The sequence below is a fragment of the Hyphomonas sp. CACIAM 19H1 genome (assembly GCF_003325995.1).
Classification (GTDB): domain Bacteria; phylum Pseudomonadota; class Alphaproteobacteria; order Caulobacterales; family Hyphomonadaceae; genus Hyphomonas; species Hyphomonas polymorpha.
This window is the reverse complement of the sequence record NZ_CP016437.1, coordinates 3,662,607-3,685,039: the sequence shown is the minus strand read 5'-3', so window position 1 is coordinate 3,685,039 and position 22,433 is coordinate 3,662,607. Positions and strand designations below refer to the sequence as shown.

Annotated in this window: 25 protein-coding genes and 1 tRNA gene; 17 read left to right on the top strand and 9 right to left on the bottom strand. The window is 62.1% G+C overall.

The features are described from left to right. Positions 1-193 precede the first annotated feature (193 nt). On the top strand, positions 194-1,495 hold the full coding sequence (locus BBF93_RS17295; RefSeq protein WP_035597900.1) for a polyhydroxyalkanoate depolymerase: 1,302 nt from the start codon (positions 194-196) through the stop codon (positions 1,493-1,495). A gap of 6 nt (positions 1,496-1,501) precedes the next feature. On the opposite strand, the gene BBF93_RS17290 is transcribed toward BBF93_RS17295, so the two are convergent. Then, complete coding sequence (locus BBF93_RS17290; protein WP_114106708.1) at positions 1,502-2,575, bottom strand: PLP-dependent cysteine synthase family protein; 1,074 nt, start codon at positions 2,573-2,575, stop codon at positions 1,502-1,504. Between the two features lie 96 nt (positions 2,576-2,671). On the opposite strand from BBF93_RS17290, the gene BBF93_RS17285 reads away from it, so the two are divergent. Beyond that, complete coding sequence (locus BBF93_RS17285; protein WP_035597905.1) at positions 2,672-3,130, top strand: Lrp/AsnC family transcriptional regulator; 459 nt, start codon at positions 2,672-2,674, stop codon at positions 3,128-3,130. On the opposite strand, the gene BBF93_RS17280 is transcribed toward BBF93_RS17285, so the two are convergent. Both BBF93_RS17280 and BBF93_RS17275 read right to left on the bottom strand, forming a co-directional pair. Further along, positions 3,127-3,978 carry a hypothetical protein gene (locus BBF93_RS17280; protein ID WP_114106707.1) on the bottom strand — a complete coding sequence of 284 codons (852 nt, stop codon included), beginning with the start codon at positions 3,976-3,978 and terminating at the stop codon, positions 3,127-3,129. The two genes, BBF93_RS17285 and BBF93_RS17280, sit on opposite strands and share 4 nt — an antisense overlap. Positions 3,979-4,043: 65 nt before the next feature. Then, complete coding sequence (locus BBF93_RS17275) at positions 4,044-4,721, bottom strand: ZIP family metal transporter (protein WP_233349192.1); 678 nt, start codon at positions 4,719-4,721, stop codon at positions 4,044-4,046. A gap of 330 nt (positions 4,722-5,051) precedes the next feature. On the opposite strand from BBF93_RS17275, the gene BBF93_RS17270 reads away from it, so the two are divergent. The 5 genes from BBF93_RS17270 to BBF93_RS17250 are packed head-to-tail and all read left to right on the top strand — an operon-like array spanning position 5,052 to position 9,091. Next, on the top strand, positions 5,052-5,708 hold the full coding sequence (locus tag BBF93_RS17270) for a DUF2796 domain-containing protein (protein ID WP_035597911.1): 657 nt from the start codon (positions 5,052-5,054) through the stop codon (positions 5,706-5,708). Between the two features lie 7 nt (positions 5,709-5,715). Beyond that, the gene (locus BBF93_RS17265) at positions 5,716-6,411 is read left to right on the top strand and encodes an ABC transporter ATP-binding protein (RefSeq protein ID WP_035597914.1); all 696 of its coding nucleotides are present in this window, start codon (positions 5,716-5,718) and stop codon (positions 6,409-6,411) included. Then, complete coding sequence (locus BBF93_RS17260; protein ID WP_114106706.1) at positions 6,408-7,676, top strand: ABC transporter permease; 1,269 nt, start codon at positions 6,408-6,410, stop codon at positions 7,674-7,676. The genes BBF93_RS17265 and BBF93_RS17260 overlap by 4 nt, the downstream gene beginning before the upstream one ends. A 48-nt stretch (positions 7,677-7,724) precedes the next feature. Further along, a complete protein-coding gene (locus BBF93_RS17255; protein WP_114106705.1) occupies positions 7,725-8,450 on the top strand; it encodes a DUF3299 domain-containing protein in 726 nt (241 codons plus the stop codon). Continuing rightward, positions 8,450-9,091 (top strand): HAD-IA family hydrolase, encoded by a 642-nt coding sequence (locus tag BBF93_RS17250; RefSeq protein WP_035597921.1) that lies wholly within the window; start codon positions 8,450-8,452, stop codon positions 9,089-9,091. The genes BBF93_RS17255 and BBF93_RS17250 overlap by 1 nt, the downstream gene beginning before the upstream one ends. A gap of 122 nt (positions 9,092-9,213) precedes the next feature. Here the strand turns inward: BBF93_RS17250 and mscL are convergent, their stop codons facing one another. The 6 genes from mscL to aroA all read right to left on the bottom strand — a co-directional run bounded on the left by mscL (position 9,214) and on the right by aroA (position 15,407). Then, positions 9,214-9,627 carry a large conductance mechanosensitive channel protein MscL gene (gene mscL, locus BBF93_RS17245; protein ID WP_035597924.1) on the bottom strand — a complete coding sequence of 138 codons (414 nt, stop codon included), beginning with the start codon at positions 9,625-9,627 and terminating at the stop codon, positions 9,214-9,216. Between the two features lie 105 nt (positions 9,628-9,732). After that, entirely contained in the window at positions 9,733-10,032 is a 300-nt protein-coding gene (locus BBF93_RS17240) for an integration host factor subunit beta (protein WP_035597925.1), read from the bottom strand. 115 nt (positions 10,033-10,147) lie between these two features. After that, on the bottom strand, positions 10,148-12,115 hold the full coding sequence (rpsA, locus tag BBF93_RS17235; RefSeq protein WP_035597927.1) for a 30S ribosomal protein S1: 1,968 nt from the start codon (positions 12,113-12,115) through the stop codon (positions 10,148-10,150). Between the two features lie 143 nt (positions 12,116-12,258). Continuing rightward, positions 12,259-12,897, bottom strand: coding sequence for a (d)CMP kinase (gene cmk / locus BBF93_RS17230; protein WP_035597929.1), 639 nt, complete (start codon positions 12,895-12,897; stop codon positions 12,259-12,261). A 44-nt stretch (positions 12,898-12,941) separates the two neighbouring features. After that, positions 12,942-14,033 carry an NADH:flavin oxidoreductase gene (locus tag BBF93_RS17225; RefSeq protein ID WP_035597933.1) on the bottom strand — a complete coding sequence of 364 codons (1,092 nt, stop codon included), beginning with the start codon at positions 14,031-14,033 and terminating at the stop codon, positions 12,942-12,944. Between the two features lie 54 nt (positions 14,034-14,087). Then, positions 14,088-15,407, bottom strand: coding sequence for a 3-phosphoshikimate 1-carboxyvinyltransferase (aroA, locus tag BBF93_RS17220; RefSeq protein WP_035597935.1), 1,320 nt, complete (start codon positions 15,405-15,407; stop codon positions 14,088-14,090). Positions 15,408-15,536: 129 nt separating this feature from the next. On the opposite strand from aroA, the gene BBF93_RS17215 reads away from it, so the two are divergent. From BBF93_RS17215 to lptB, 10 genes are all read left to right on the top strand, one after another. After that, positions 15,537-16,058: a TIGR02300 family protein gene (locus BBF93_RS17215; protein ID WP_035597938.1), complete on the top strand. Its 522-nt coding sequence runs from the start codon at positions 15,537-15,539 to the stop codon at positions 16,056-16,058. A 54-nt stretch (positions 16,059-16,112) separates the two neighbouring features. Then, positions 16,113-16,188 (top strand) — tRNA-Ala (locus tag BBF93_RS17210). Positions 16,189-16,525: 337 nt separating this feature from the next. After that, a complete protein-coding gene (locus BBF93_RS17205; protein ID WP_035597946.1) occupies positions 16,526-16,765 on the top strand; it encodes a DUF1150 family protein in 240 nt (79 codons plus the stop codon). Between the two features lie 121 nt (positions 16,766-16,886). Next, a complete protein-coding gene (locus BBF93_RS17200) occupies positions 16,887-18,134 on the top strand; it encodes a parallel beta-helix domain-containing protein (RefSeq protein ID WP_035597949.1) in 1,248 nt (415 codons plus the stop codon). Positions 18,135-18,147: 13 nt separating this feature from the next. After that, on the top strand, positions 18,148-19,182 hold the full coding sequence (locus tag BBF93_RS17195; RefSeq protein ID WP_035597951.1) for an SO2930 family diheme c-type cytochrome: 1,035 nt from the start codon (positions 18,148-18,150) through the stop codon (positions 19,180-19,182). Then, on the top strand, positions 19,179-19,643 hold the full coding sequence (locus BBF93_RS17190; RefSeq protein WP_035597957.1) for a YaiI/YqxD family protein: 465 nt from the start codon (positions 19,179-19,181) through the stop codon (positions 19,641-19,643). Before BBF93_RS17195 ends, BBF93_RS17190 begins: the two co-directional genes overlap by 4 nt. Before the next feature lie 49 nt (positions 19,644-19,692). Beyond that, the gene (locus tag BBF93_RS17185; RefSeq protein ID WP_035597960.1) at positions 19,693-20,307 is read left to right on the top strand and encodes a ribonuclease D; all 615 of its coding nucleotides are present in this window, start codon (positions 19,693-19,695) and stop codon (positions 20,305-20,307) included. 101 nt (positions 20,308-20,408) lie between these two features. Further along, a complete protein-coding gene (gene lptC / locus BBF93_RS17180) occupies positions 20,409-21,086 on the top strand; it encodes an LPS export ABC transporter periplasmic protein LptC (RefSeq protein ID WP_051612505.1) in 678 nt (225 codons plus the stop codon). Continuing rightward, positions 21,073-21,603, top strand: coding sequence for an LptA/OstA family protein (locus tag BBF93_RS17175; protein WP_035597964.1), 531 nt, complete (start codon positions 21,073-21,075; stop codon positions 21,601-21,603). Before lptC ends, BBF93_RS17175 begins: the two co-directional genes overlap by 14 nt. Before the next feature lie 93 nt (positions 21,604-21,696). Further along, complete coding sequence (gene lptB, locus BBF93_RS17170) at positions 21,697-22,431, top strand: LPS export ABC transporter ATP-binding protein (protein ID WP_051612506.1); 735 nt, start codon at positions 21,697-21,699, stop codon at positions 22,429-22,431. The last annotated feature ends 2 nt before the right edge of the window (positions 22,432-22,433 follow it).

Genomic DNA, 22,433 nt, shown 5'->3' with positions numbered 1-22,433 from the left:
TTCTCCCCTGACGAGAATACCTACCTGCCGGATGTTAACTCTGTACGGGCCGCAGGCCGGAAGTTTCAGTATTTTTCAAGACTTTCAGTTAACCCTCGCCTTTCCCTTGGGACAAGTTGCGGCTGGCGAAAACATTTGCCGGAGTGTTTTTTGAGGCGTACGCTGCACTGCAGCAAAGAGGGTTACAAAGACAATGCTCTATTCCCTTGTTGAACTGAACCGGGTGGCGATGGCGCCAATGCGGCTTGCCGCGCGGGCGGGGCGCGCGGCGCTCAACTCCCCGTTCAATCCGATGGGCCATACCAGCTATGGCAAATCCCTCGCGGCAATGGCGGACGTGTTCGAAAGCGCAACGCGCTATTACGGCAAGCCTGAGTGGCGCATCTCGTCGGTCCGTATCAACAGCATAGATGTCCCCGTCGAGCCTCAGATTGCCTGGCGGTCTCCCTGGTGCGGCCTCGTTCACTTCAAGAAGGATGCGGACAAGCTGGCCCAAGCGCGCCGCAAGAATGCCGCGCCATTGCCTCGCCTGCTGATCGTGGCCCCCCTGTCTGGCCACTATGCAACGCTGCTGCGTGGAACCGTCGAAGGGTTTCTCGAGACGCATGACGTCTACATCGCCGATTGGACGGATGCGCGCATGGCGCCGGTCTGGCTCGGCCGGTTCGATCTGGATGACTATATCGACCATGTCCGCAAGATGCTGACCCATCTGGGCGGCGGCGCGCATGTGCTCGCTGTCTGTCAGCCGGGGCCGCCCGTGCTGGCTGCCATCTCGATGATGGCTGAGGATGAAGATCCAGCGCTTCCCGCGACCATGACCTTCATGGGCTCACCGATCGATGCCCGCCGTTCGCCGACGGTTCCCAACAAGCTCGCCGAGGAACGCCCGTTCGAGTGGTTTGAGCAGAACATGATCTACACCGTGCCGGCGCCCTATCCGGGTGTTCTGCGCCGCGTTTATCCGGGCTTTGTGCAGTTGGCTTCGTTCATGAACATGAACTGGGACCGGCATGTCGATGCGCACTGGAAATTTTTCAATCATCTGGTCGGCGGCGATGGTGACAACGCCGCCAAGCACCGCGAGTTCTATGATGAATACCTCTCCGTCCTTGATCTGACGGAAGAGTTCTACCTGCAGACTATCCAGCGGGTGTTTCAGGAACATCACCTGCCGCGGGGTATCTACAAGTACCGTGGCGAGCGCCTGGTGAAGCCGGAAGCGGTCCGCACGGTGGCGTTGATGACGGTGGAAGGTGAGAAAGACGACATTTCAGGTATTGGCCAGACGCAGGCCGCTCATGATATCTGCACAAACATTCCGGAAGATATGCGTACGGATTATATTCAGCCGGGCGTTGGCCACTATGGCGTGTTCAACGGGTCCCGGTTTGAAACCGAGATTGCGCCGCGGGTCACCCAGTTCACGCGCCGTTTCACGGTGCGCGAAAAGGAAGAAGCCGCCCAGGAACCTGCTGTTTCGAAACGCCGATAGCCGCCGTCAGGCGCACACATTTGCTTCGAAATCGAGCAATTCGATTTCGGGGCTGACATGGCCTTCCTTGTGCGGCTCTTCGCCGGCCAGAGCGGTGGAAAGATATTTTTTGTTGTCGTCACAGAAGACGGTGGCGACGCACGCATCATCCCCCAGTTTTTCCGCAGCGATCAGGGCGCCGATGAGATTTGCGCCGGATGAAATGCCCACCCCAAGCCCGAGTTCCCGCGCCAGGCGCTGTGCCATTCGGATGGCGTCGCCATCGGAGACGGCAATCACCTCATCAAGCTGATCCAGCGTTACCAGCGCCGGAATGAAGTCATCAGAGATGCCCTGTATGCGGTGCTGCCCCACCTTGTAGCCGGTGGAGAGGGTGGGGGACTCCTGGGGTTCCAGCGGGTGAATTTTCACTTTTGGAAACGCAGCCTTCAGCGCACGGCCAACGCCCATCACGGTGCCGCCGGTACCGACACCCGCTACGAAGGCGTCAGGCTTTATGTCGAGGCAGGCCAGTTGGTTGATCAGTTCACGGGCGGTCGTGTTGGTATGGGCGGCCGAATTGTCGGCGTTGGAAAACTGGCAGGGCAGGAATACGCCGGCCCGGCTGGCGGCGAGTTGCTCCGTGGCTGCAATCGCGCCGATGAAGCCGCCTTCCTCACGGGTGAGAAGGTTGAGGTTAGCCCCCAGGCTGCGCAGCAGGTTCTTGCGCTCGTCGCTCATCCAGTCCGGCATGAAGATCTCGACCCGATGCCCAAGGGCGCGGCCAAGTGCGGTGAGGGCAATGCCCGCATTGCCGCTGGTTGCTTCGGCAATCGTGTCGCCGGGCTTCAGCGTGCCGGAGCGATAAGCGCAGGCGAGGATCGAGAGGGCCATCCGGTCCTTGATCGATCCAGTCAGATTGTAGTGCTCTGCCTTGGCGTGGATCACCCGTTCCCGGCCCCGGAAACGCAGACGGATGGAAAGCATCGGTGTGCGGCCGATCAGGGCGGAAAGCGCCTTTAGCCGCGCCTCCTGGCGAGCGGGGGCTGCCTGGGGAGACGTGAGGGCTGGCTGCTTAAGAGCGGGAGCGGGCTGAGGCATATGAGGAGAGTCTCACAGCGCTCGCAGAAATTCATCTCATGAACACATCAGTTTTGGTTATTGTATGATGAAAATTTTCGAATAATAACTTCAAATATGGAAAATATTGATGATACTGATCGGACCATCCTGCGTCTGCTGCAATCAGACAGCAGCATATCGCTCGAATCGATGGCTGATCGCGTCAGTATTTCGGTGAATACCTGCTGGCGGCGGGTAAAGCGCCTGGAAGAGGCTGGGGTCGTCTCCCGGCGGGTCGCACTGATCGATCCTGAAAAAGTGGGGCTGGCCCAAACGGTGTTCGTGGCCATCCGCACCCGGGATCATTCCGCCGCCTGGCTTCAACGCTTTGCCTCGGCGGTCCAGTCCATTCCGGAAGTAGTCGAATTCTATCGAATGGCCGGGGATGTCGACTATCTGCTGAAAGTTCAGGTCGGCAGCGTGGCCGATTATGACCGCGTTTACAAAGCGCTGATTGCCAAGGTCGATCTGGCCGATGTCAGCGCCACCTTTGCGATGGAGTGCCTGAAAAATACGACCGAACTGCCGCTCTAGTATGCGGCGGCTGGCACGGGCAGCATAAGTTCAGGCATCAGGCAGCTGGGTAGGGGCTCGCCGGGCGCGGTTTTCGCCAACCCCGCAGGCTGACGAAGATAGCTGCGCATGGCTTCGGTTGCTGCCCGGTCAAAACTTTCTATGGCGGCAGGCGCCGCTGTTTCCCGCAGAATGCGGGCATCCTGACAGGTGCGCTGCTCCAGGATGGTCAGCGCCGAAGGGGCGCGGCCCGTGCGCAAAGCTCTCAATGAGGCCCGCATCGGGTCAGGCCGCAAGACGGCGGCGGCCGGCAACCCCGGACCATCGGGCACAGCCAGCCACAGGGCCTGCACCGAGGCGTCGGGATCCTGCTGAGGGAAGCTGACAGCCAGAATGACGCCGCCACGTGATTTCCGGATGTCAAAATTCGTCATTCCGCGCGCGGTCAGCGCTTCCAGCCATTCACTGATCGCGAGGTTTCGCGCTTCCAGCGCTTCCCGTTCCTGGCCGGAAGCAAGAAGGGCGACTGACTGGTCCAGCCGCTGAACTGGGGACAGGCGGGCGCCTCGCGCAATAGCCTGATTGTAATGCGTTACCGCGTCGGCAGCGATGCCCGCATCCATGGCGCTGCGCGCCGCAATCAGATGGGCGTCGCGCGCTTCAAAACGATCTGGGCAGTCGGCAAGAAAACTTTCTGCAGTACGTTTGAGATAGGCGGGCGTCGCCTCTTCTGCCGGTTGGAGAACGGCCGTCTGAAACCTCGCCACATCGCTGAGGCCACACCCCTCCTGCGCCTCGGCCGCCAGCGATGTCGCTACCAAGACTATAAAAAGGGAAGAGAGTTTCGTCCAGAAATTGAAATTAACCATACCCGGCCTCCCGCGCCTCAAGGCGCTGTTTCAGGAGTAACGGTGCAAGGCCTATGCCGGTTCCCTCAGTCGGACGGATGGATACCGGAAGGGTCTTTCAGAAGGTGGATATGGTCATGATCATGATCATGGGCATGGTCATGGCCTCCATGGCCATGTAGCGGCGCCAGCAAGAGCAGCATGGCGATCAGAATGCCCGCGCCCAGCGCCGCCACGCCGCGAAGGGGCGGCTCTTCCTTCAGCGGCTGCATCAGGGGGCCAGTCGCCACATAGATCAACAGGCCTGCCGAAATGGCATAAAGTGCGGCGACAACATCCGGTCCGAGCCCATTGACGAAAAGTCCGCTCACCAATGCCCCCAGCGGGGTTGTCGCCCCGGCCGCCAGGAACGCCCAGATTACCGCCTCACGAACCCGGAAGCCGTGCCGGGCAAGAATTGCAAAGGCGATCACGCCTTCGGCAAATTCGTGCATGATGAGCGAGGTGGAGGCGTAGACGCCTGCCTCGAAGCTTGCTGCAAACGTGACTGAATAGATCACCCCATCCAGGAAAGAATGAAGCCCCACCGCCAGCAATGGCGTCAGCGCCTGGGATCGTCCGCCAGCTTTCTCCGGAAAGATCGTGCTGATCCCGGAACTCAGCAGCAGGCCGCCGAAGAAGCCTGCCAGCATGAAGTACGGCGCGCGGCCATTCATCACCAGCGCTTCGGGAGCAATGTGCAGCAGCGTGAGGGAGATGAGCATTCCCCCAGCGGCCAGAGAGAACAGGCCGGATTGGCGCACAGTCCACTCACTGCGCACAGCAACGGCAATCAGGCCTGCCGAAGTGACCAGAGCCGCGAGGAGTCCGAATAGGATTGGCGCCTGAAGAGAAAGGGGCATCCGGCGGCGTGTGTCCGATTTGCTGCGGCCTGAAAAGGGGGCAGGGGTTAAAGAAGGGCTGCGCTTGTGCGCTCGGGCACCTTGCGAAAAGTGTTATAATGTTTCACTCTTCCGCCTGCCAGTAATTTTTGCGGTGTGGGCCGGTTTTCCTTTGGGCCGCACCGCCAAGTCCGGAAAAATCAGGAGCTGTTTATGACCCATCTTGCCCGTGTTTCGCTGCCATTGCTCGCCGGGGCTGCCCTATCGGTGCTCGCGGCCTGTGGTCCAGGCACGCCCCCGCCGGCAGCGCCTGGCCCCGTCGAGGCCGGCGCCGCGCTGCCGACGGAAGTTCCTGCCGAAGACAGCCATGACGCGCACGCAGAAGATCATGCCGAAGGCGAAGCGCATGACCATGAAGAGGGGGAAGCTCACGACCATGACCACGATCATGATCACGATCATGCGGGTGGAGCTGCCCATGTTCACGGCATCGCGGATCTGGCCTTCGTCATAGAAGGCAGCAAGCTGACGGCAGAACTTGTTTCGCCGCTGGCCAATTTCGGCCTCTCCGAAGCAGACGGTGTGTTCACACCGGAAGTGATCGCAGCGCTGCCTGGCTTCATCACGCTGACCGGTGGAACCTGCACGGCCGAGACCCCGGCAGCCGAAGTGGACACCTCCAGCGGCCACGCCGATGGACATGTAAACTTCACCTGGACCTGCGCTAATACTGGCGGTGTGACTGCTGCGCGTTTTGCTGGCTTCAGCGCGTTTCCGGGCTTCGAGAAGGTCAATGCCGTATTTGTGACTGACACAGCCCAGAAAGCCGCAGAGCTGACGCCTTCCTCCCCGGAGCTTTCCCTGAAATAAGAACGGTATGGCTGATCCCGTAATCGATATCGAAGGGCTGCGCTTTGCCTGGAAGAGCGGCCCGCAAGTGCTCGACATGGATGCTTTCCGCGTCGAGGCCGGTGAGCGCGTGTTTCTGCGGGGGCCGTCTGGTTCCGGCAAGTCGACGCTTCTTGGCTTGATTGCCGGTGTGCTCCAACCCCAGGCGGGCCGCATCAGTGTTCTGGGCGAAGATATGAGCAAGCTGCCGGCCGCACAGCGTGACCGTCTGCGGGCGGACCGGATGGGCGTCATCTTCCAGATGTTCAATCTGGTGCCCTATCTGTCGGTCACGGGGAACGTCCTGCTGCCCCTGCGTTTCTCGCCCGCGCGCCGCAAGGCAGCGGGAAATGATCCGCAGGCGGAGGCACGCCGCCTGCTGGCCCGGCTTGGCCTGACGGATGAAAGCCTGCTTGAGCGGCGGGTGTCAGATCTTTCCGTCGGCCAGCAACAACGCGTTGCGGCCGCCCGCGCCCTGATCGGCAGCCCCAGCCTGGTGATTGCGGATGAGCCGACCTCGGCCCTGGATGCGGACGCGCGCGACCGGTTCATCAATCTGCTGTCCGAAGAGGTAGAGCGCTCTGGCGCAAGCCTTCTCTTCGTCAGCCATGACGCCTCTCTCGCAGGTCTGTTTACGCGGGCCGCCGATCTTACCGCAATGAACAGGGCAGGGGCGCCAGCATGACCGCTCTTTTCTCCCTTGCCTGGGCAAGCCTTCTCAACCGCAAAGGCTCGGTGATCCTAACCATCGTGGCCGTGGCGCTTTCCGTTGCGCTCTTCCTTGGGGTCGAGAAGGCCCGCAGCGGGGCCCGCGAAGGGTTTGAGAACACGATTTCCGGAACGGACCTGATCGTCGGCGCGCCGACGGGGACTGTCAATCTTCTGCTCTATTCCGTGTTCCGCATGGGCTCGGCGACAGCCGAAGTTTCCTGGCCAACCTATCGTCAGATTGCGGAGCGCCCGGATGTTGCCTGGGCCGTCCCGATCGCCCTGGGCGACAGCCATCGCGGCTACCGCGTGATAGGGACCAGCACCGATTATTTCCAGCACTACAAATATGGCGGCGGGCAGCCGCTGGAATTGGCTGAAGGCACGATCTTCGATGACCTGTTTGATGCCGTGATCGGCGCGGATGTGGCGCGCGAACTGGGATACGAGATCGGAACGCCGCTCATTCTCACCCATGGCATCGGCGCGGCTGATCTCGGCTCGGGCCACGAGAACCGTCCCTTCCGCGTGTCGGGCATCCTCAGATCGACCGGAACGCCAGTCGACCGCACCGTGCATGTCTCGCTCGAAGCCATCACCGCGATCCATGTCGGCTGGGAAACCGGCGCGAAGAACCCGCTGGCCGATTCCATCCCGACCGAGATGATCCGCTCCTTCGACCTTACCCCCAAGACTGTGACAGCGATCTTCGTAGGTCTGGAGCGGAAGGGCACCATCCTCACCACACGCCGGCAGATCAACACCAATCGCGGCGAACCGCTGATGGCGATCATTCCGGGGGAGGCGCTGCGCGAGCTTTGGGGCGTCACGTCGATTGCCGAGCGCGCCCTGCTGGCGGTGTCCGGCTTCGTAATTGCGGTCGGTCTGGTGTCGATCCTTACCTCGATCCTCACCAGCCTGAATGAGCGGCGCCGGGAGATGTCGATCCTGCGTGCGACGGGCGCGCGGCCCGGGCACATCTTCTCCCTGCTGGTCCTCGAATCCGGCCTCATCGGTTTCATGGGGGCCCTGATCGGGATCGTCATCGTGCATGGCGTGTTCGCAGCGGTCGCGCCCATGTTGCAGGCCCGCTACGGCGTCGCTTTCGGGGCGGGTGGGCCCGGTCTGCTGGATCTTTATGTGCTGGGCGCGGTCACGCTCGCCGCCCTCGTGATCGGCGCAGTGCCGGCCGTCGCGGCGATGCGCCGGTCACTCGCAGACGGGCTCAGCGTCCGATTGTAACAGCATTGTGCTCTGGAACTGCAGCCGCGGGCGCTTTAAACAGGGGGCATGAAAACGACATCCCTCCCCGGTTTTGCCTTCGCCACCGTTGCCTTTGCGTTTGCTGCCGCTTGTGGCGGCGCCTCCAGTTCCGGCACAGCGGAAGCGGCTCCGGCAAAACCTGCCAACGAAGCGCCCCCCGAAACCAAGTCGGAAGGCCCCAAGGTTGGCGACAAGATCGGCCAAAACGCTGCCGAGCGCGCCGCGGCGCGGGCTGAAGCCGCCAAGAAACGTGCAGAGGAACAGGCCCGCAAGGATGCCGAACTCGCCGCCCGCGGCGTGAAACGGATCGGCTGGGAAGACCTGATGCCGGAAGGGGAGGAGGAACGCCTCGCCCAGATGTATCAGGCTCAGATGGCCATGCTTTATTCCGGCGCGGGCATTGCCGAAGGCTCTGCAGCCGATACGGCTGTCCAGATCGGGACGTTCAACACCGTCAAGGAACTCAACGGCAAGAAGATCCGTATCCCCGGCTACACGGTGCCGTTCGAATATGGCGCCGATGCGCAGATCAAGGAATTCCTGCTCGTGCCGTATTTCGGCGCCTGCATCCATGCGCCGCCGCCGCCGCCGAACCAGACCGTGTTCGTGATGTCGGAGAAGCCGATCAAGATGAAGGATCTGGCCCAGGCCGTCTGGATTGAAGGCACCATCCACACCCAGACGCAGGAAAGCGAACTGGCAGATGCAGCCTACACGATCACGCTGACCGCCATCGAGGAATACACCTACTGATGACATCACCGTTCGATCCGGCGGCTGTGCAGGTCATCGCATGGGATTTTGACGGCGTTCTCAATAGCAATATCGAGCAGGGGGTTTTCGCCTGGTCCCGCAATTTCGAGCAGGATCTGGGCCTCTCACTTCACTCCTTCTTCAGTTACCTCTTCGCGGGCCGGTTTCAGAAGGCGATGGTGGGGCAGGCTTGCCTGGTGGAGCTAGTCACCGAATGGGCTGAAGCGAATGCTGCGGCCGGACGCGCTGCCGAGATCCTTGATTACTGGTTCGAGCGTGATGCACTGCCCGATCACCGCACCCTGGCGCTGTTCGAGCCGCTCAAGGCGCGGGGCGTGCGTCATGTGATGGCAACCAATAACGAGATCCACCGTACGTCCTATATCGAAACCACAATGGGCTTTGGTGAGCGGGTGGAACGCATCTTTGCTGCCGGCCGGATGGGGATCGCCAAGCCGGATACGGACTATTTCGCTCACATCGAAATGGAGCTGGAGATTGCCCCGGAAAGCCTCCTCCTTGTGGATGATATGGAGGAGAATATCGCCGCCGCAAGGCGCCGGGGCTGGCAGGCCTTCCACTTTACTGAGGGCGCGCATGATCTGCTGGAGCAAACGCTCGGCCTGCAGAAGACATCCTGAGCCTGAAAGCAAGAAGGGCGACCCGACAGGCCGCCCTTCCGCACTCTACGCGGTACTCTACTATCCACAAAGTAGCAGCTAACTGCTTAATACTTTGCGAACCCTGATTTTCCGCAGGTTCCTTACTGGTTCTTGGCCAGCAGGTTGCGGATTTCTTCCAGAAGCACTTCCTGACGCGGCGGGGCCGGCGGCGGGGCTGCGGCCTCTTTCTTCTTCAGCGTGTTCATGCCCTTGACCACGAAGAACAGCGCGAATGCCATGATCGTGAAGGAGATGAGCGCGTTGATGAACCTGCCATAGGCAATCACCGGGGCACCGGCTTCCGATGCAGCGGCCAGAGAGGCGTAAGCCTGGCCGTTGAGGGAAATGAAGAGGTCGGAGAAATCGGCGCCGCCCATCAGCATGCCGAGCGGCGGCATCATGATGTCGTTCACAAGCGAGGTGACGATCGTGCCGAATGCACCGCCGAGGATAAAGCCGACGGCAAGATCGACGAGATTGCCCTTGAGAGCGAACTCTTTGAATTCCTTAAACATATTAACCCCTTCCCTTTGGCAGGATGCAGCCAGAGTTTGAATTAGAGTTCGCGGGGTTTGGCCCGAGCGTCAAGGCGCTGCATCAGGCGCGCGAAAGAGCGCTACCTATCTCGCTTCGGGATCATTGCCGCCATTGACGCGGGCGCGGAGTTCCTTGCCAGCCTTGAAGAAGGGGACTGCCTTGGCGGGCACTTTAACAGGCTCGCCGGTGCGGGGATTGCGGCCCTTGCGGGCGTCCCGCTTGCGCACGGAGAAGGCCCCGAAGCCGCGCAGTTCTACCCGGTCGCCCCGAGCCAGCGCTTCGCCAATCTCGCTGAGGATAACGTTCACGACCTTTTCGACGTCTTCGTGACGCAGGTGCGCGTTTTCAGCCGCGAGCTTCTCTATGAGTTGGGACTTGAGCATCGCATTGATAATAAACGCATTTGCGGCGGGAGCGCTAGGCCCCCGCCGCAAACATTTCGGGAAATTTAGATGGCCGGCCCGGTTTCAGCCGGGCAAGCCCCCAAATGGGCTAACCTCAAGCGAGGGAATCAGCCTGATCTTTCCAGCCATCGCGCTCGAAACGGCCCTGGATTGCCAGTTCCTCTTCGAGGTCTGCGATCTGCGCGTCGGAGAGCGCAGCGATCTGCCAGAAGTGGTAGATGCCCGCTTCGTTCAGCTTCTTCTCGAAAGCCGGCCCGAGGCCTTTCAGCTTCTTGAGGTCGTCCGCTTCGCCTTGCGGTGCATCGAGACGGCCCCGGTCGTCGAGGGCATCAGTGTCCGCGGCGGCTTTCGGCTTGCCTTTCGAGGAGGCGAGGGCAGCGCCCAGAATGTCGCCCAGCGAAGCGCCTGCGTCTGCAGAGCCGTACTGTGCAACGGCTTCGGCTTCTTCGGCGATCTCCAGAGCCTTGATCGAGAGCGAAACGCGGCGCGTTGCGCGGTCCACGGTCACGATCTTGGCATCGACCTTGTCACCCACAGCGAAACGCTCGGGGCGCTGGTCGGCGCGGTCGCGGGAGAGGTCGGAGCGGCGGATGAAGGACTTCACCGCCGGGGTGCCGAACTCGACTTCGATGCCGCCCGAGGTCACTTCCGTGACGGTGCAGGTCACGGTTGCGCCGCGCTTCAGACCGCCGCCGCCGCCACCAGACTCGCTGGCAGCTGCTTCGATCGGGTCACCGGAAAGCTGCTTGATGCCCAGCGAGATGCGCTCTTTATCGACGTCGACATCGAGAACTTTCGCTTTGACACGGTCGCCCTTGGTGAAGGCTTCGATCGCCTGATCGCCGGATTTGTCCCAGGCGATGTCGTTGATGTGCACCATGCCGTCGAGGTCCGGGCCGAGGCCGATGAAGAGGCCGAACTCGGTGATCCCGCGAACTTCGCCTTCGATTTCGGTACCAACCGGGTTGGCAGCGAGGAAGGCGCTCCACGGATTGTCCATGGTCTGCTTGAGGCCAAGCGAGATGCGGCGCTTTTCGCTGTCAACGTCCAGCACTTCCACATCGACTTCCTGAGAGGTCGAGAGGATCTTGCCGGGGTGGACGTTTTTCTTGGTCCAGCTCATTTCGGAGACGTGGATCAGGCCTTCCACACCATCTTCCAGCTCCACGAACGCGCCGTAGTCGGTGATGTTGGTGACAGTGCCCTTCAGGCGGCCGCCGACCGGGTAGCGGGACGAGATATTGTCCCACGGATCGGTGCCGAGCTGCTTCATGCCAAGCGAGATACGCTGGGTTTCCGGGTTGATCTTGATGATCTGGACTTCGACTTCCTGACCCACTTCGACCACCTGCGAGGGGTGGTTGATGCGCTTGTAGGACATGTCGGTGACGTGCAGCAGGCCGTCGATGCCGCCGAGGTCAACGAACGCACCGTAATCGGTGATGTTCTTGACGATACCCTTGCGGACGTCGCCTTCAGCCATGTCGGAAACGATCTCGGCGCGCTGTTCGGCGCGGCTCTCTTCGAGGATCGCGCGGCGCGAGACAACAATGTTGCCGCGAACGCGGTCGAGCTTGAGGACCGCAAACGGCTGCACTTCGCCCATGAGCGGGCCGACATCGCGCACCGGGCGGATGTCCACCTGGGAGCCGGGGAGGAAGGCGTTGACGCCGCCGAGGTCGACGGTGAAGCCGCCTTTGACGCGGCCGGAAATGGCGCCCTTGACGGGCTCGCCTTTGGAGAAGCTGCGCTCCAGCTTCACCCAGCGCTCTTCGCGGCGGGCCTTGTCGCGCGAGAGAACGGCTTCGCCCAGCGCGTTTTCGATCCGGTCGAGGTAAACGTCGATCAGGTCACCGGGGGCGGGTTGCTTGTCTTCAAGCAGGAATTCTTTGGTCGGGATGCGGCCTTCGGTCTTCAGGCCGATGTCGACGACGACGGAGTCATTGTCGATGCGCAGGACGGTGGCCGGGATAACCTGGCCTTCCTGCATGGCAGATGCCGCTGCCGACGACTCGAACATCGAGGCGAAATCGGCCGAGGAGGGGTTCATTTGGTTGGTCATGGGGTCTCCGGGGGAGGGCCGAATGGTTCAAAGGCAGGACCGGCACCATTGCCGCCTGCGCACATCCGACCCGTCGCGTGGTCTTTCAATATCTGAAGCGGGCACCGCCTGTTTGGATTGAAGCATCCCTTTGCGGGCGCCCCTCAGGCAGTCTTTCCCTTGGCGAGAGCAGCCTCAACGGCAGCCATCGCCCTTTCCACAGCCGCGTCTATAGTGAGATCAGTGGTATCGATCAAGATGGCATCGGCGGCCATCGCCGCGGGAGCGTCTGTCCGCCCCTGATCGCGGGCATCGCGGATCTTCAGCTGATCGATGACCTGATCCAGCGTCACGTCTTCGCCATGACCGACAAGTTCCCTCCAGCGGCGTTCGCCCCGCTGGCGCACATCGGCGTCCACCCAAAGCTTCACATCCGCGTCTGGCGCGATCACCGTGCCGATGTCGCGCCCGTCCAGCAGCGCGCCGCCCGCGCGGGTCGCAAAGGCCCGCTGCAGCTCGAACAGGGCCTGACGCACGGAAGGGATCGCGGCCACCACGCTCGCGGCCTTGCCAGCTTCCGCTGAGCGCAGCTCGTGTTCCACGAAGTCACTCAGATCCAGCATCCGGGCGATATCGGCCAGCGGCCCGGCTGCATCCAAGGGTACATCCTGTTTCATCGCGGCCACGGCGACAGCCCGGTAAAGGCGACCGGTGTCCATATGCGGCAGCCCATAATGGGCGGCCAGGCGCCGCGCGATGGTGCCCTTGCCGGAAGCGGTTGTGCCGTCGATTGCGATAATCATGGAGGCGGGGAGTGAGCCAGCCCCGCCCTTAAGTCAAGAAGGTCTCAGGCTGTGGCCGCTTCTGCGACGAAGCCCTTCCAGGTCTTCATGTAGTTGACGAAGACCGGGCCCAGCCCCTCGGCCACCAGATGTGCTTCGGGAACGGGCAGGGCGATCGGCTGGAAGTTTGCGTCTGCCGCCACCTTCTTGGGGAAGTCATGGTGCAGGATCGCGCCGCGGCCGATCACGACATAGTCGAGCCCGGCCTCCATCGCGCGCCCGCAGCTTTCGCCAGTCGTGAGCTTTCCGGCGGCGCCCAGGCGGCAATTGCCGCGCGGCAGGCCGGTGAACCATTCGACCAGGGGGCGGCCCTTGAAGCTTGGATCTTCAGGCTCCTTGAACGTGTCCCACAGCGACATGTCGAGATAATCGATGTCACCGCTGGTCATCAGCTCGCTGGCAAGGCGGCGGATCTCGCCAATGTCCATGCCGAAGCGTTCCGGTGACAGGCGAACGCCAAGGGAGAAGTCCTTCCCGCATTCGGCCCGAACGCCGGCGATGATCTCCCAAAGCAGGCGGGTCCGGTTCTCGAAGGAGCCGCCATACTCGTCTTCGCGCTTGTTGATGTCGGCGCTGATGAACTGGCAGAGCAGATAGCCATGGGCGCCGTGCAGCTCCACGCCGTGAAAGCCGGCCGTCTCGCAGCGTTTTGCGGCCGCGATGAAATCCGTTGCAACCTGTTTCACTTCGTCAAGCGTCAGGGCGCGGGCGCCTGTTTCTGCGTCGGCTGATGGGCACAGCGGCGCGCGACCGCCGATCAATTCGCGCGGGGTGCGCATCCCGGCATGGTGCAGCTGCACCACCGAATGGGTGCCCTGATCATTCAGCGCCCTGGCAAGACGGGTGAGGCCGGGCAGGTGCTTGTCGTCAAACACGCCCAGCTGTCCGGGAAAGCCTTGGCCATCGGCCTGAACATGGGCAGCGCAGGTCATGGTCAGGCCAAAGCCGCCTTCGGCGCGTTTCACCAGCCAGTGAAACTCGTCATCGCTGAGCGTGCCATCGGCATGGCTCTGCATGTTGGTGAGCGGGGCCAGCATGAAGCGGTTCTTCATGGCCGGGCCACGGGTGAAGGAGAGGGGATCAAACAGCGTTGTCATGCGCCGACATTGGCGCGGGAATCCGATCCGTCAATTTTGCCCTCGCGGCAGGGGTCAGCCCCGAATGTCCGCGCCCAGCGTTGCCATATGGCTCATGAATTCCGGATAGCTCGTATCAATCATGGAGATGTCGTCGACGCTGACGGGGTTCTGTGACGCTGTGCCCATGACCAGCGCGCTCATGGCGATGCGGTGGTCGTGACGGGTCTCAACGAGGCCGCCGCCGGGGGGCGGGCCGCCGCAGCCCTGCACGGTGAAGCCGTCTTCGGTCTCTTCCACTTCCACGCCATTGACGCGCAGCATGGCCACAACCGCGCCGATCCGGTCGCTTTCCTTGACGCGCAGTTCTTCAGCGCCGGTGACGCGGGTTTCGCCATTGGCGAAGGCGGCGAGCACGGCGAGGATTGGGAATTCGTCGATCATTGAGGCAACGAGGCGTTCGGGCACAGCGATGCCTTTGAGGCCGGCATAGCCCGCATGCAGGTCGATCAGGCGTTCCCCGGCCGCTTCGCCGCGTTCCTCGGCGCCGAGGCCGGCGCCCATCAGGTCAACCGCGTCATAGAAGCCGGACCGGGTGGGGTTCGACATCACATTCTCAACTGTCACATCGCCCTGAGGCGAGAGGATGCCCGCCGCGATGAGGAAGGCGGCCGAAGAGGGGTCGCCCGGAATGGCGGCCTCGAGCCCGTAGAGGCGCTGGCCGCCTTTGAGGCCAATCTCATGGGCGCCGCCCGGCTCTGTTTTGAACGAGAGTGCCGCGCCAAAGCCCTGCAGCATTCGTTCGGTATGGTCGCGCGTTGCCTTGGCTTCGACGACCACCGTTTCTCCCTCGGCATTGAGACCCGCCAGCAGCACGGCGGATTTCACCTGCGCGCTTGCCTGGGGCGGGGCATAGCGGATGGCTTTCAGGGATTTCGATCCCGTCAGTGTGAAGGGCAGTTTGCCATCCGGCCCGGCGGTATCTTTCAGGCCCATTTGGCGCAGCGGATTAAGCACCCGGTTCATTGGGCGTGAGCAGAGCGACGCGTCGCCCGTCAGGGAAGCAGTGAGATCATACCCCGCCATCACCCCCATTAGCAGGCGGGAGCCGGTGCCGGAGTTGCCGAAGTCCAGAACGTTTTTGGGTGAGGAGAGGCCTTTCGCGCCCACACCTGTCACTTCCCAGGCACCTGGGCCGGTGCGCGTGACGGTGGCGCCCATCGCCTGCATGGCCTGGCCGGTGCGCAGCACGTCATCGCCTTCCAGCAGCCCTGTGAAGCGGCTTTCGCCCTCAGCAAGGCCTCCAAAGATCAGCGCGCGGTGGCTGCAGGATTTGTCTCCGGGCGCGCGAATGGCGCCGGCGAGGCGTTTGACCGGGTGGCTGGTCCATACCATTGGGGAAAGGTCTCGTCAGAAAGGCGGGTTGCAGATGTAAATTGGGGCTTTGACAGCGCGGGGCGTTCATGGCAAGCGCGCCGCCAACTTCCAATTGGCTTTTTGCCCCAAGAGGAGCGCGCAAGCCCCATGTCCAAGGACAAACTCGGAACCAAGCAGGTCTGCCCGTCCTGCGAGTCTCGTTTCTACGATCTGAACAAACGCCCGGCCGTTTGCCCCAAATGCGGCAACGAGTTCGACCCTGAAGACGAAGTGATCCGCACGACCATCACCAAGGTGAAGGCGAAGGCGGCCCGCGCTGCTGTGAAAGCGGCAGATGAGGACGAAGAAGATCTCGAGGAAGAGGAAGACGCCGTCATCCGGGATGACGACGAGGACGACTCCGCTGAGGTTGATGACGACGCCGAAGAAGATGAAGAAGACGCCAAGGAACTTGGCGCTGATGACGATGACATCGTTCTGGAAGGCGCTGAGGATGAAGACGAGGAAGGCAAAGTGCCTTCGGGCTTCTCCGAGGACGGCGTCGATGAAGACGACGAAGACGACATCATCATCGCCGACGATGATGAGGAAGACTTCGAAATCGACGATGACGAGGACGGAGATGACGACCTCGAAATCGCAGATGATGATGAAGACGACGATCGGTGAAAAAGGGGCTTGAAAGCGGATCAGCGCTCGTTTAGTGCATCCGCTTCCCGGTCCGGGGCCATAGCTCAGTTGGGAGAGCGCTTGCATGGCATGCAAGAGGTCAGGGGTTCGACTCCCCTTGGCTCCACCAGGACCCCACTTTTCCGGTACACGGAAAAGTGAACGCAAGGGCCGCCCCGCAAGGGCGGCCTTTTGTTTTTCCGCCATAACCCACGGCAAACGCGGACACCTGCGGACATTCTTGGACAATTCCGGACAGTTTCTGGACAATCCTGACCGTTTGGCGGGCAGGCTGGGAACATTTCGGGCAACGGCGCGGCCGGTAACGGTCCTTAAGGGGTTGCCGCTATGATGCCGCATCAAGGTGCTTGAACCGGCCACAATGCAGGCCCACCTTTCCTGCATGGCAAGGTGGCCAGTGAGCCCTCTGCCAGCGACCCCGCCGGGGCGCGGAAAGGAGTGGACTGATGACGACCGAAATCAAGACTGACCTGTTTGAGAAAGAAGCTCTCGTCTATATCCGCCATATGGATGTGGGCGAGATCAGCGGCCTTCTGCCGCCCGACGCGCTCGCCGACATCGACGACCCGGAGGACCTGTTCATGGTATTCTCCGCGGACGGCCAGCGCCTTGCCATCGTGGAAGGGCGTGACGCTGCCTTTGCCGCCTGCCACGCCAACGATCTCCACCCGCTCAGCGTCCACTGAGCCGGCAACAACAGGCTGGGCGCCGAGTTCTATCGGGCGCCCAGCTTTGCTATTCACCGGTCTTGCTTTTCCCCGGATTGAAGTTGACACTTGCGTCATAACAATCCCGGGGAGGGAACCCATGACAATTCGACTGCTCGCTCTCGGCGGCGCTGCCATTCTGCTGACGCTGGCTGCCTGCTCACCTGCGACAAGCGACAAGCCGGCCGCCATCAATGAACTGCCAGCGCCGCTGTCTGCCGAAGGCGATTTTGGCGCAACGCTGCAGGCGGCGCTGATCGCGGCCAAACCCGGCGAGACAATCATGCTGCCGGAAGGCACGTTCCAGCTTGCCGACGGTCTGTCTCTGGATATCGACGGCGTTACGCTGCGCGGGGCAGGCCAGGAGAAGACGATCCTCGATTTCACCGGCCAGGAAGGCGCGGGCGAGGGCCTGCTGGTGACCTCCGATGATGTGACGCTGATGGATTTCGCTGTCCGCAACACCAAGGGCGACGGGATCAAGTCCAAGGGCGCGGATCAGATCATCTACCGTTACCTGACCGTGGAATGGACGGGCGGGCCAGACGAGAATAACGGCGCCTACGGCGTATACCCGGTCGAGTCGAAAAATGTACTGGTGGAAAATGTTACTGTCCGCGCGGCTTCCGACGCCGGCATCTATGTGGGCCAGTCGGACAATATCATCGTCCGCAATTCCGTGGTCGAATATAATGTGGCCGGCATCGAGATCGAAAATTCGATGAATGCCGATGTCTATGGCAACATCGCCCGCAACAATACCGGCGGCATCCTGGTGTTCGACCTGCCCGACCTTCCGGTGACGGGCGGCAACTCCACCCGCATCTTCGACAACGAGATCGGCAGTAACAATACGCGCAACTTTGCGCCTGCTGGCAATATTGTGGCAAGCGTGCCTTCGGGCACCGGTGTCATCGTAATGGCCAACCAGAATGTGCATGTGTTCGACAACAAGTTCGACGACAACCGCTCTGCCCATGTGCTGATCATGTCCTATTCGCTGCCGTTCACGGATGAGCGGTATAATCCGCTGCCACGCGATCTGGTGCTGCGGGACAATTTCTACGGCGCCGGCGGCAATGATCCGCAGGGGGATCTTGCGCCCCTGGCTGCCGCGTTGGGCGGCACGCTGCCAGCGATTGTCTGGGACGGGGTGGCCCGCTGGGGCGAAGGCGCGGCGCAGGACGTGAACCTTGCCGTGCTGGAAGGGCCGGAAGTGGGCTTCATCAGCTTCGGACTTGGTAAGTATCCGATCGATCCGGCCACCATGGCGCCTTCGCCGGAGCGTCCGCAGGCCACGCCTGCCGCAGAGCCTGCCGCCATCGTTCTGCCGCACGCGGATCGCTGAGGTACGTACAGTCATGAGATGGGTGGTTCTGCTTGCCCCGCTTTTCCTGCTGGCGGCCTGCTCGCCGGCAGGGAAGGGGGCGCCGGGGCCTGATCTTGGCGTGATCCTCGCGGAAGATCCCGCCCCCAGCCTTTCCGATTACGGACTGTTTGCCGATATGGCGTCGGGCGCGCCTGCACCCGGCGTTCTGCCCTATGACCTGATCAATCCGCTGTTTACAGACCACGCCGCCAAGCACCGCTTCGTGTTCGTGCCGGACGGTCAGGCGGCGGCCTATCGCGAAACGGATGTGTTCGATTTTCCGGTTGGCTCCGTGCTGGTAAAGACCTTTGCGTTCGCCCCCGACATGCGCGCGCCGGAAGAGGGGCAATGGCGGGTGGAGACGCGCCTCCTCATTCACAAGGCGGGCGGCTGGGCCGCCTATCCATATATCTGGAACGCGGCGCAGACCGAAGCAGTCTACAGCCCTGCCGGTCAGCGGCTCGGCATCGAGACCATCAGCCCGGACGGCGAGACGCTTGAGCTTCGCTATGCCGTGCCCAATCAGAACCAGTGCAAGACCTGCCATCAGGCGGGCAAGGACATAGCCCCGATTGGGCCGAAGGTGCGTCACCTTGCCCATAAGGACCAGCTGACGCGCTGGGAGGCGGCGGGCATCCTTTCCGGAGTGCCGGAGGATGTGGAGGGAGAGCCTTACGCCTTTGATCCGTCTGCCCCGCTGGACCTGCGGGCGCGGGCGTGGCTGGACGTGAACTGTGCTCATTGTCACAAGGCGGACGGATCGGCGTCCAATTCCGGGCTCTGGCTTGCCTCCACAGAGACCGGCCAGGCCCGGATCGGCATCCTGAAACATCCCGTTGCCGCCGGGCGCGGCTCGGGCGGCTTGAAACAGGTGATCGTGCCGGGAGACCCCGACGCCTCGATCCTGCTTTACCGGATGGCCTCAACCGAGCCGGGCGTAGCCATGCCGGAGCTTGGCCGCAGTGTGGCCGATCCTCACAGCCTCGCCTTGATCCGGGAGTGGATTGCGGCGATGGAGACCGAATGACCGTTCGTATCCTTGTCGATGCCGATGCCTGCCCTGTGAAGGACGAGATCTACACCGTGGCCTTGCGCCATCAGGTGGCCGTGGTGGTCGTGGCCAATTCCTATCTGCGCATTCCCGAACACAAGCTGATCTCGCGCAAGATTGTCAGTGACGGCTTTGACGCCGCCGATGACTGGATCGCCGAGGCGGCCGGGCCGGACGCGATTGTCGTGACGGCGGACATTCCGCTGGCAGACCGCAGCCTGAAGGCCGGGGCGCGTGTCATCAGCCCCTCCGGCAAGCCGTTTACGGACGACTCCATCGGCACGGCCATGGCCACAAGGTCGATCATGGCAGACCGCCGGGTGGGCGTTGCCGGGATCGGGGCAGGCGGGCCGCCGCCCTTCAGCAAGGCGGACCGTTCGCGCTTCCTTTCGGCGCTGGATGCAGCCATTGTGGCGGCGAAGCGCGCGCAGGGGTAAGCGTCGCCTTTGACTTGCGCTTAACGCGCGCCGTGATAAGGGCCGCTATATGAACCAGATCACCCTCCATAAGGGCGACCTTCCCGAAGGTCTCGACCTTGGCCCCGTGATTGCCGTCGATACCGAGGCGATGGGCCTGAACCCCCTGCGGGACAATCTCACCCTCGTGCAGATTTCGGCCGGCGACGGCAAGGCACACATCGTACAGCTGAGCCGTGATTACGACTGCCCGAACCTCAAGGCGCTGCTGACCGACCCCAAGGTGCTGAAGATCTTCCACTTCGCCCGGTTTGACGTGGTGATGATGAAGCGCTGGATGGGCATTACCTGCGCGCCGATCTGGTGTACCAAGATCGCCTCACGCCTTGCCCGGACCTATACCGACAAGCATGGCCTGAAGGATGTTGCCCGCGAGGTGGCGGGGGTCGACATGTCCAAGGCCCAGCAGAGCTCTGACTGGGGCCAGAGCAAGCTGACCGACGCCCAGATCCAGTATGCTGCCAGCGATGTGCTCTATCTGCACCAGATCAAGGCAGGGCTCGAGGCCATGCTGGAGCGCGAGGGCCGCAAGCAGCTGGCTGAGGCGTGCTTTGCCTTCCTGCCGGTGCGGGCCGACCTCGACCTGGCGGGATGGCCGGACGAGGATATTTTTGCTCACAGCTGAGCAAAGTCCCGCCAATACCTGCCTTCTCGTGCTTTCACAGCACGAACATCACGGGTAAGACTCCCGGTTGACTGCAGTTTAGCCGGATTTTGCCCGCCTCCATGGACGCAACCCGTCACAATGATCCGATCTCGCTCTGGGCGCCCCGGCGGCAGCTGACGCTGGCGCAGGCGCGGCGCCGGTCTTCGCGGGTGAAGTATCTGCGCTATGGGCTGGTGGCGGCTGCTGCCATCTCCATTGGCCTGTTCCTCGGCTATATCGTGCGCAGCGCCATCAATCAGGAAAGCCGCCCCCCGCCGGTGGACGACACCCAGGCGGTGACCATGATCAATCCTCGCTTTACCGGGCGCGACGCGGCCGGCGAGATCTTCACGATCACCGCTGAAGCAGCCAAGCGCCGCCGCTCCCGAGAGGGGGCGGTTGACCTGGTCGGCCCGGTGCTACGCGACTCCAAGGGGACAGAAGTGCAGGCGCCGTCAGGCTTTTATGACCGCGATACCGGCATCCTGGAACTGTATGAGGATGTGCGGATATCGGATGCGGCCGGTTATATTTTCAATTCGCAGGGCGCCCGGCTGCATGTGGCCGAAGACCGTGTGGAAGGCCTTTCGCCCTTGCAGGGCAGGGGCCCTCTTGGAGATATTCGGGCAGACTCGTATGAAATCCTTGATGGCGGTGACCGCATCGTCTTCATGGGCAATGTCCAGACAGTGATTTATCCCAGCAAGTCCGAACCATCGGCAGAAACGCGTGAAGGTGAACAAGATGGCACTCCTTAAGGCAGCCGGTATCGGCCTTGTGCTTGGCCTTTTGATGGGCGTGCCGGCCCATGCGCAGATCTCTTCTGAGGGCGGGCCGATCTATATCAATTCGGAGCGGACCGAGAGCCTGGAGCGGGAGCGCAAGGTCCTGCTGGTGGGCAATGTCGACATCCGCCAGGGCACTGCGCGCCTGCGGGCTGATACCGTCACCATCCTCTTTACCGGTGAGCCGGCGCCGGGCGCCAGCACTCAGGGCGTGGCCGCCGGCTTTGGCCAGGTGCAGTCGATCGTGGCCGAAGGGAACGTCTATTACGTCACCCCCGAGTTGAAGGCGAAGGGTGACCGCGGAATTTATGAGCTGGCCACCGATACCATCACGATGACCGGCAATGTAGCCCTGATGCGGGACCGGGACGTGGCGGAGGGTCAGCGTCTGAAGATGGAGATCGGCAATCGCCGCACCACGCTGGAAGGCGGCGGCGGGCGCACCCGCATGGTGATCGATCCGGAGACCCAATCACAGGCGAACCGGTGAATTTTGACGGAATCCTGAAGCCGATCTTAAGCATGACGGTCTAGGGTAGCAGAGGGCGGCGATACCGCTCCACGTAAAGGGAATGACCAGATCATGAGCGAACCGGCCGAAGGCCTTGTCGTCAGCAACCTCGCCAAAGCCTTTGGCAAGCGTCAGGTTGTGCGCGATGTTTCGCTCTCCCTTGCGCGGGGAGAAGTCGTCGGCCTGCTTGGACCCAACGGGGCCGGCAAGACCACCTGCTTCTACATGATCATGGGGCTGATCGGAGCCGATTCCGGTTCCATTTCCATCGATGGCGAGGACGTTACCCGCCTTCCGATGTATCAGCGCGCCCGTCTGGGCGTGGGGTATCTTCCGCAGGAAGCGTCAATCTTCCGGGGGATGACTGTAGAAGAAAATGTGCTCGCCGTGGCGGAACTGGTCGAGAAAGACCGGGCTGCGCGGATGGCACAGGTCGATGGCCTGCTCAGCGAGTTGCATGTCGAACATCTGCGCAACCAGCCTGCCACCTCCCTGTCGGGCGGTGAACGGCGGCGCGTGGAGATCGCCCGCGCGCTCGCGTCTCGTCCGAGCTTCATGCTACTGGACGAACCGTTCACCGGCATCGACCCGCTCGCCATCTCCGACATTTCCGAACTTGTCCGCTATCTGAAGCAGCGCGGCCTGGGTGTTCTGATCACGGATCACCAGGTGCGTGAAACGCTCCAGATCGTCGACCGGGCTTATGTCATGTATGATGGTGAAGTTCTGTTCACCGGCACGCCAGAGGATGTGCTGAAGAATGAGGATGTGCGCAGGGTCTATCTGGGTGAGCAGTTCGCCGCTTGATC

Excerpts from the sequence above, each read along its gene's own strand:
- BBF93_RS17295 (WP_035597900.1), top strand. The coding sequence starts at position 194 with ATGCTCTATTCCCTTGTTGAACTGAACCGGGTGGCGATGGCGCCAATG.
- BBF93_RS17290 (WP_114106708.1), bottom strand. The coding sequence starts at position 2,575 with ATGCCTCAGCCCGCTCCCGCTCTTAAGCAGCCAGCCCTCACGTCTCCC.
- BBF93_RS17285 (WP_035597905.1), top strand. The coding sequence starts at position 2,672 with ATGGAAAATATTGATGATACTGATCGGACCATCCTGCGTCTGCTGCAA.
- BBF93_RS17280 (WP_114106707.1), bottom strand. The coding sequence starts at position 3,978 with ATGGTTAATTTCAATTTCTGGACGAAACTCTCTTCCCTTTTTATAGTC.
- BBF93_RS17275 (WP_233349192.1), bottom strand. The coding sequence starts at position 4,721 with ATGCTCATCTCCCTCACGCTGCTGCACATTGCTCCCGAAGCGCTGGTG.
- BBF93_RS17270 (WP_035597911.1), top strand. The coding sequence starts at position 5,052 with ATGACCCATCTTGCCCGTGTTTCGCTGCCATTGCTCGCCGGGGCTGCC.
- BBF93_RS17265 (WP_035597914.1), top strand. The coding sequence starts at position 5,716 with ATGGCTGATCCCGTAATCGATATCGAAGGGCTGCGCTTTGCCTGGAAG.
- BBF93_RS17260 (WP_114106706.1), top strand. The coding sequence starts at position 6,408 with ATGACCGCTCTTTTCTCCCTTGCCTGGGCAAGCCTTCTCAACCGCAAA.
- BBF93_RS17255 (WP_114106705.1), top strand. The coding sequence starts at position 7,725 with ATGAAAACGACATCCCTCCCCGGTTTTGCCTTCGCCACCGTTGCCTTT.
- BBF93_RS17250 (WP_035597921.1), top strand. The coding sequence starts at position 8,450 with ATGACATCACCGTTCGATCCGGCGGCTGTGCAGGTCATCGCATGGGAT.
- mscL (WP_035597924.1), bottom strand. The coding sequence starts at position 9,627 with ATGTTTAAGGAATTCAAAGAGTTCGCTCTCAAGGGCAATCTCGTCGAT.
- BBF93_RS17240 (WP_035597925.1), bottom strand. The coding sequence starts at position 10,032 with ATGCTCAAGTCCCAACTCATAGAGAAGCTCGCGGCTGAAAACGCGCAC.
- rpsA (WP_035597927.1), bottom strand. The coding sequence starts at position 12,115 with ATGACCAACCAAATGAACCCCTCCTCGGCCGATTTCGCCTCGATGTTC.
- cmk (WP_035597929.1), bottom strand. The coding sequence starts at position 12,897 with ATGATTATCGCAATCGACGGCACAACCGCTTCCGGCAAGGGCACCATC.
- BBF93_RS17225 (WP_035597933.1), bottom strand. The coding sequence starts at position 14,033 with ATGACAACGCTGTTTGATCCCCTCTCCTTCACCCGTGGCCCGGCCATG.
- aroA (WP_035597935.1), bottom strand. The coding sequence starts at position 15,407 with ATGGTATGGACCAGCCACCCGGTCAAACGCCTCGCCGGCGCCATTCGC.
- BBF93_RS17215 (WP_035597938.1), top strand. The coding sequence starts at position 15,537 with ATGTCCAAGGACAAACTCGGAACCAAGCAGGTCTGCCCGTCCTGCGAG.
- BBF93_RS17205 (WP_035597946.1), top strand. The coding sequence starts at position 16,526 with ATGACGACCGAAATCAAGACTGACCTGTTTGAGAAAGAAGCTCTCGTC.
- BBF93_RS17200 (WP_035597949.1), top strand. The coding sequence starts at position 16,887 with ATGACAATTCGACTGCTCGCTCTCGGCGGCGCTGCCATTCTGCTGACG.
- BBF93_RS17195 (WP_035597951.1), top strand. The coding sequence starts at position 18,148 with ATGAGATGGGTGGTTCTGCTTGCCCCGCTTTTCCTGCTGGCGGCCTGC.
- BBF93_RS17190 (WP_035597957.1), top strand. The coding sequence starts at position 19,179 with ATGACCGTTCGTATCCTTGTCGATGCCGATGCCTGCCCTGTGAAGGAC.
- BBF93_RS17185 (WP_035597960.1), top strand. The coding sequence starts at position 19,693 with ATGAACCAGATCACCCTCCATAAGGGCGACCTTCCCGAAGGTCTCGAC.
- lptC (WP_051612505.1), top strand. The coding sequence starts at position 20,409 with ATGGACGCAACCCGTCACAATGATCCGATCTCGCTCTGGGCGCCCCGG.
- BBF93_RS17175 (WP_035597964.1), top strand. The coding sequence starts at position 21,073 with ATGGCACTCCTTAAGGCAGCCGGTATCGGCCTTGTGCTTGGCCTTTTG.
- lptB (WP_051612506.1), top strand. The coding sequence starts at position 21,697 with ATGAGCGAACCGGCCGAAGGCCTTGTCGTCAGCAACCTCGCCAAAGCC.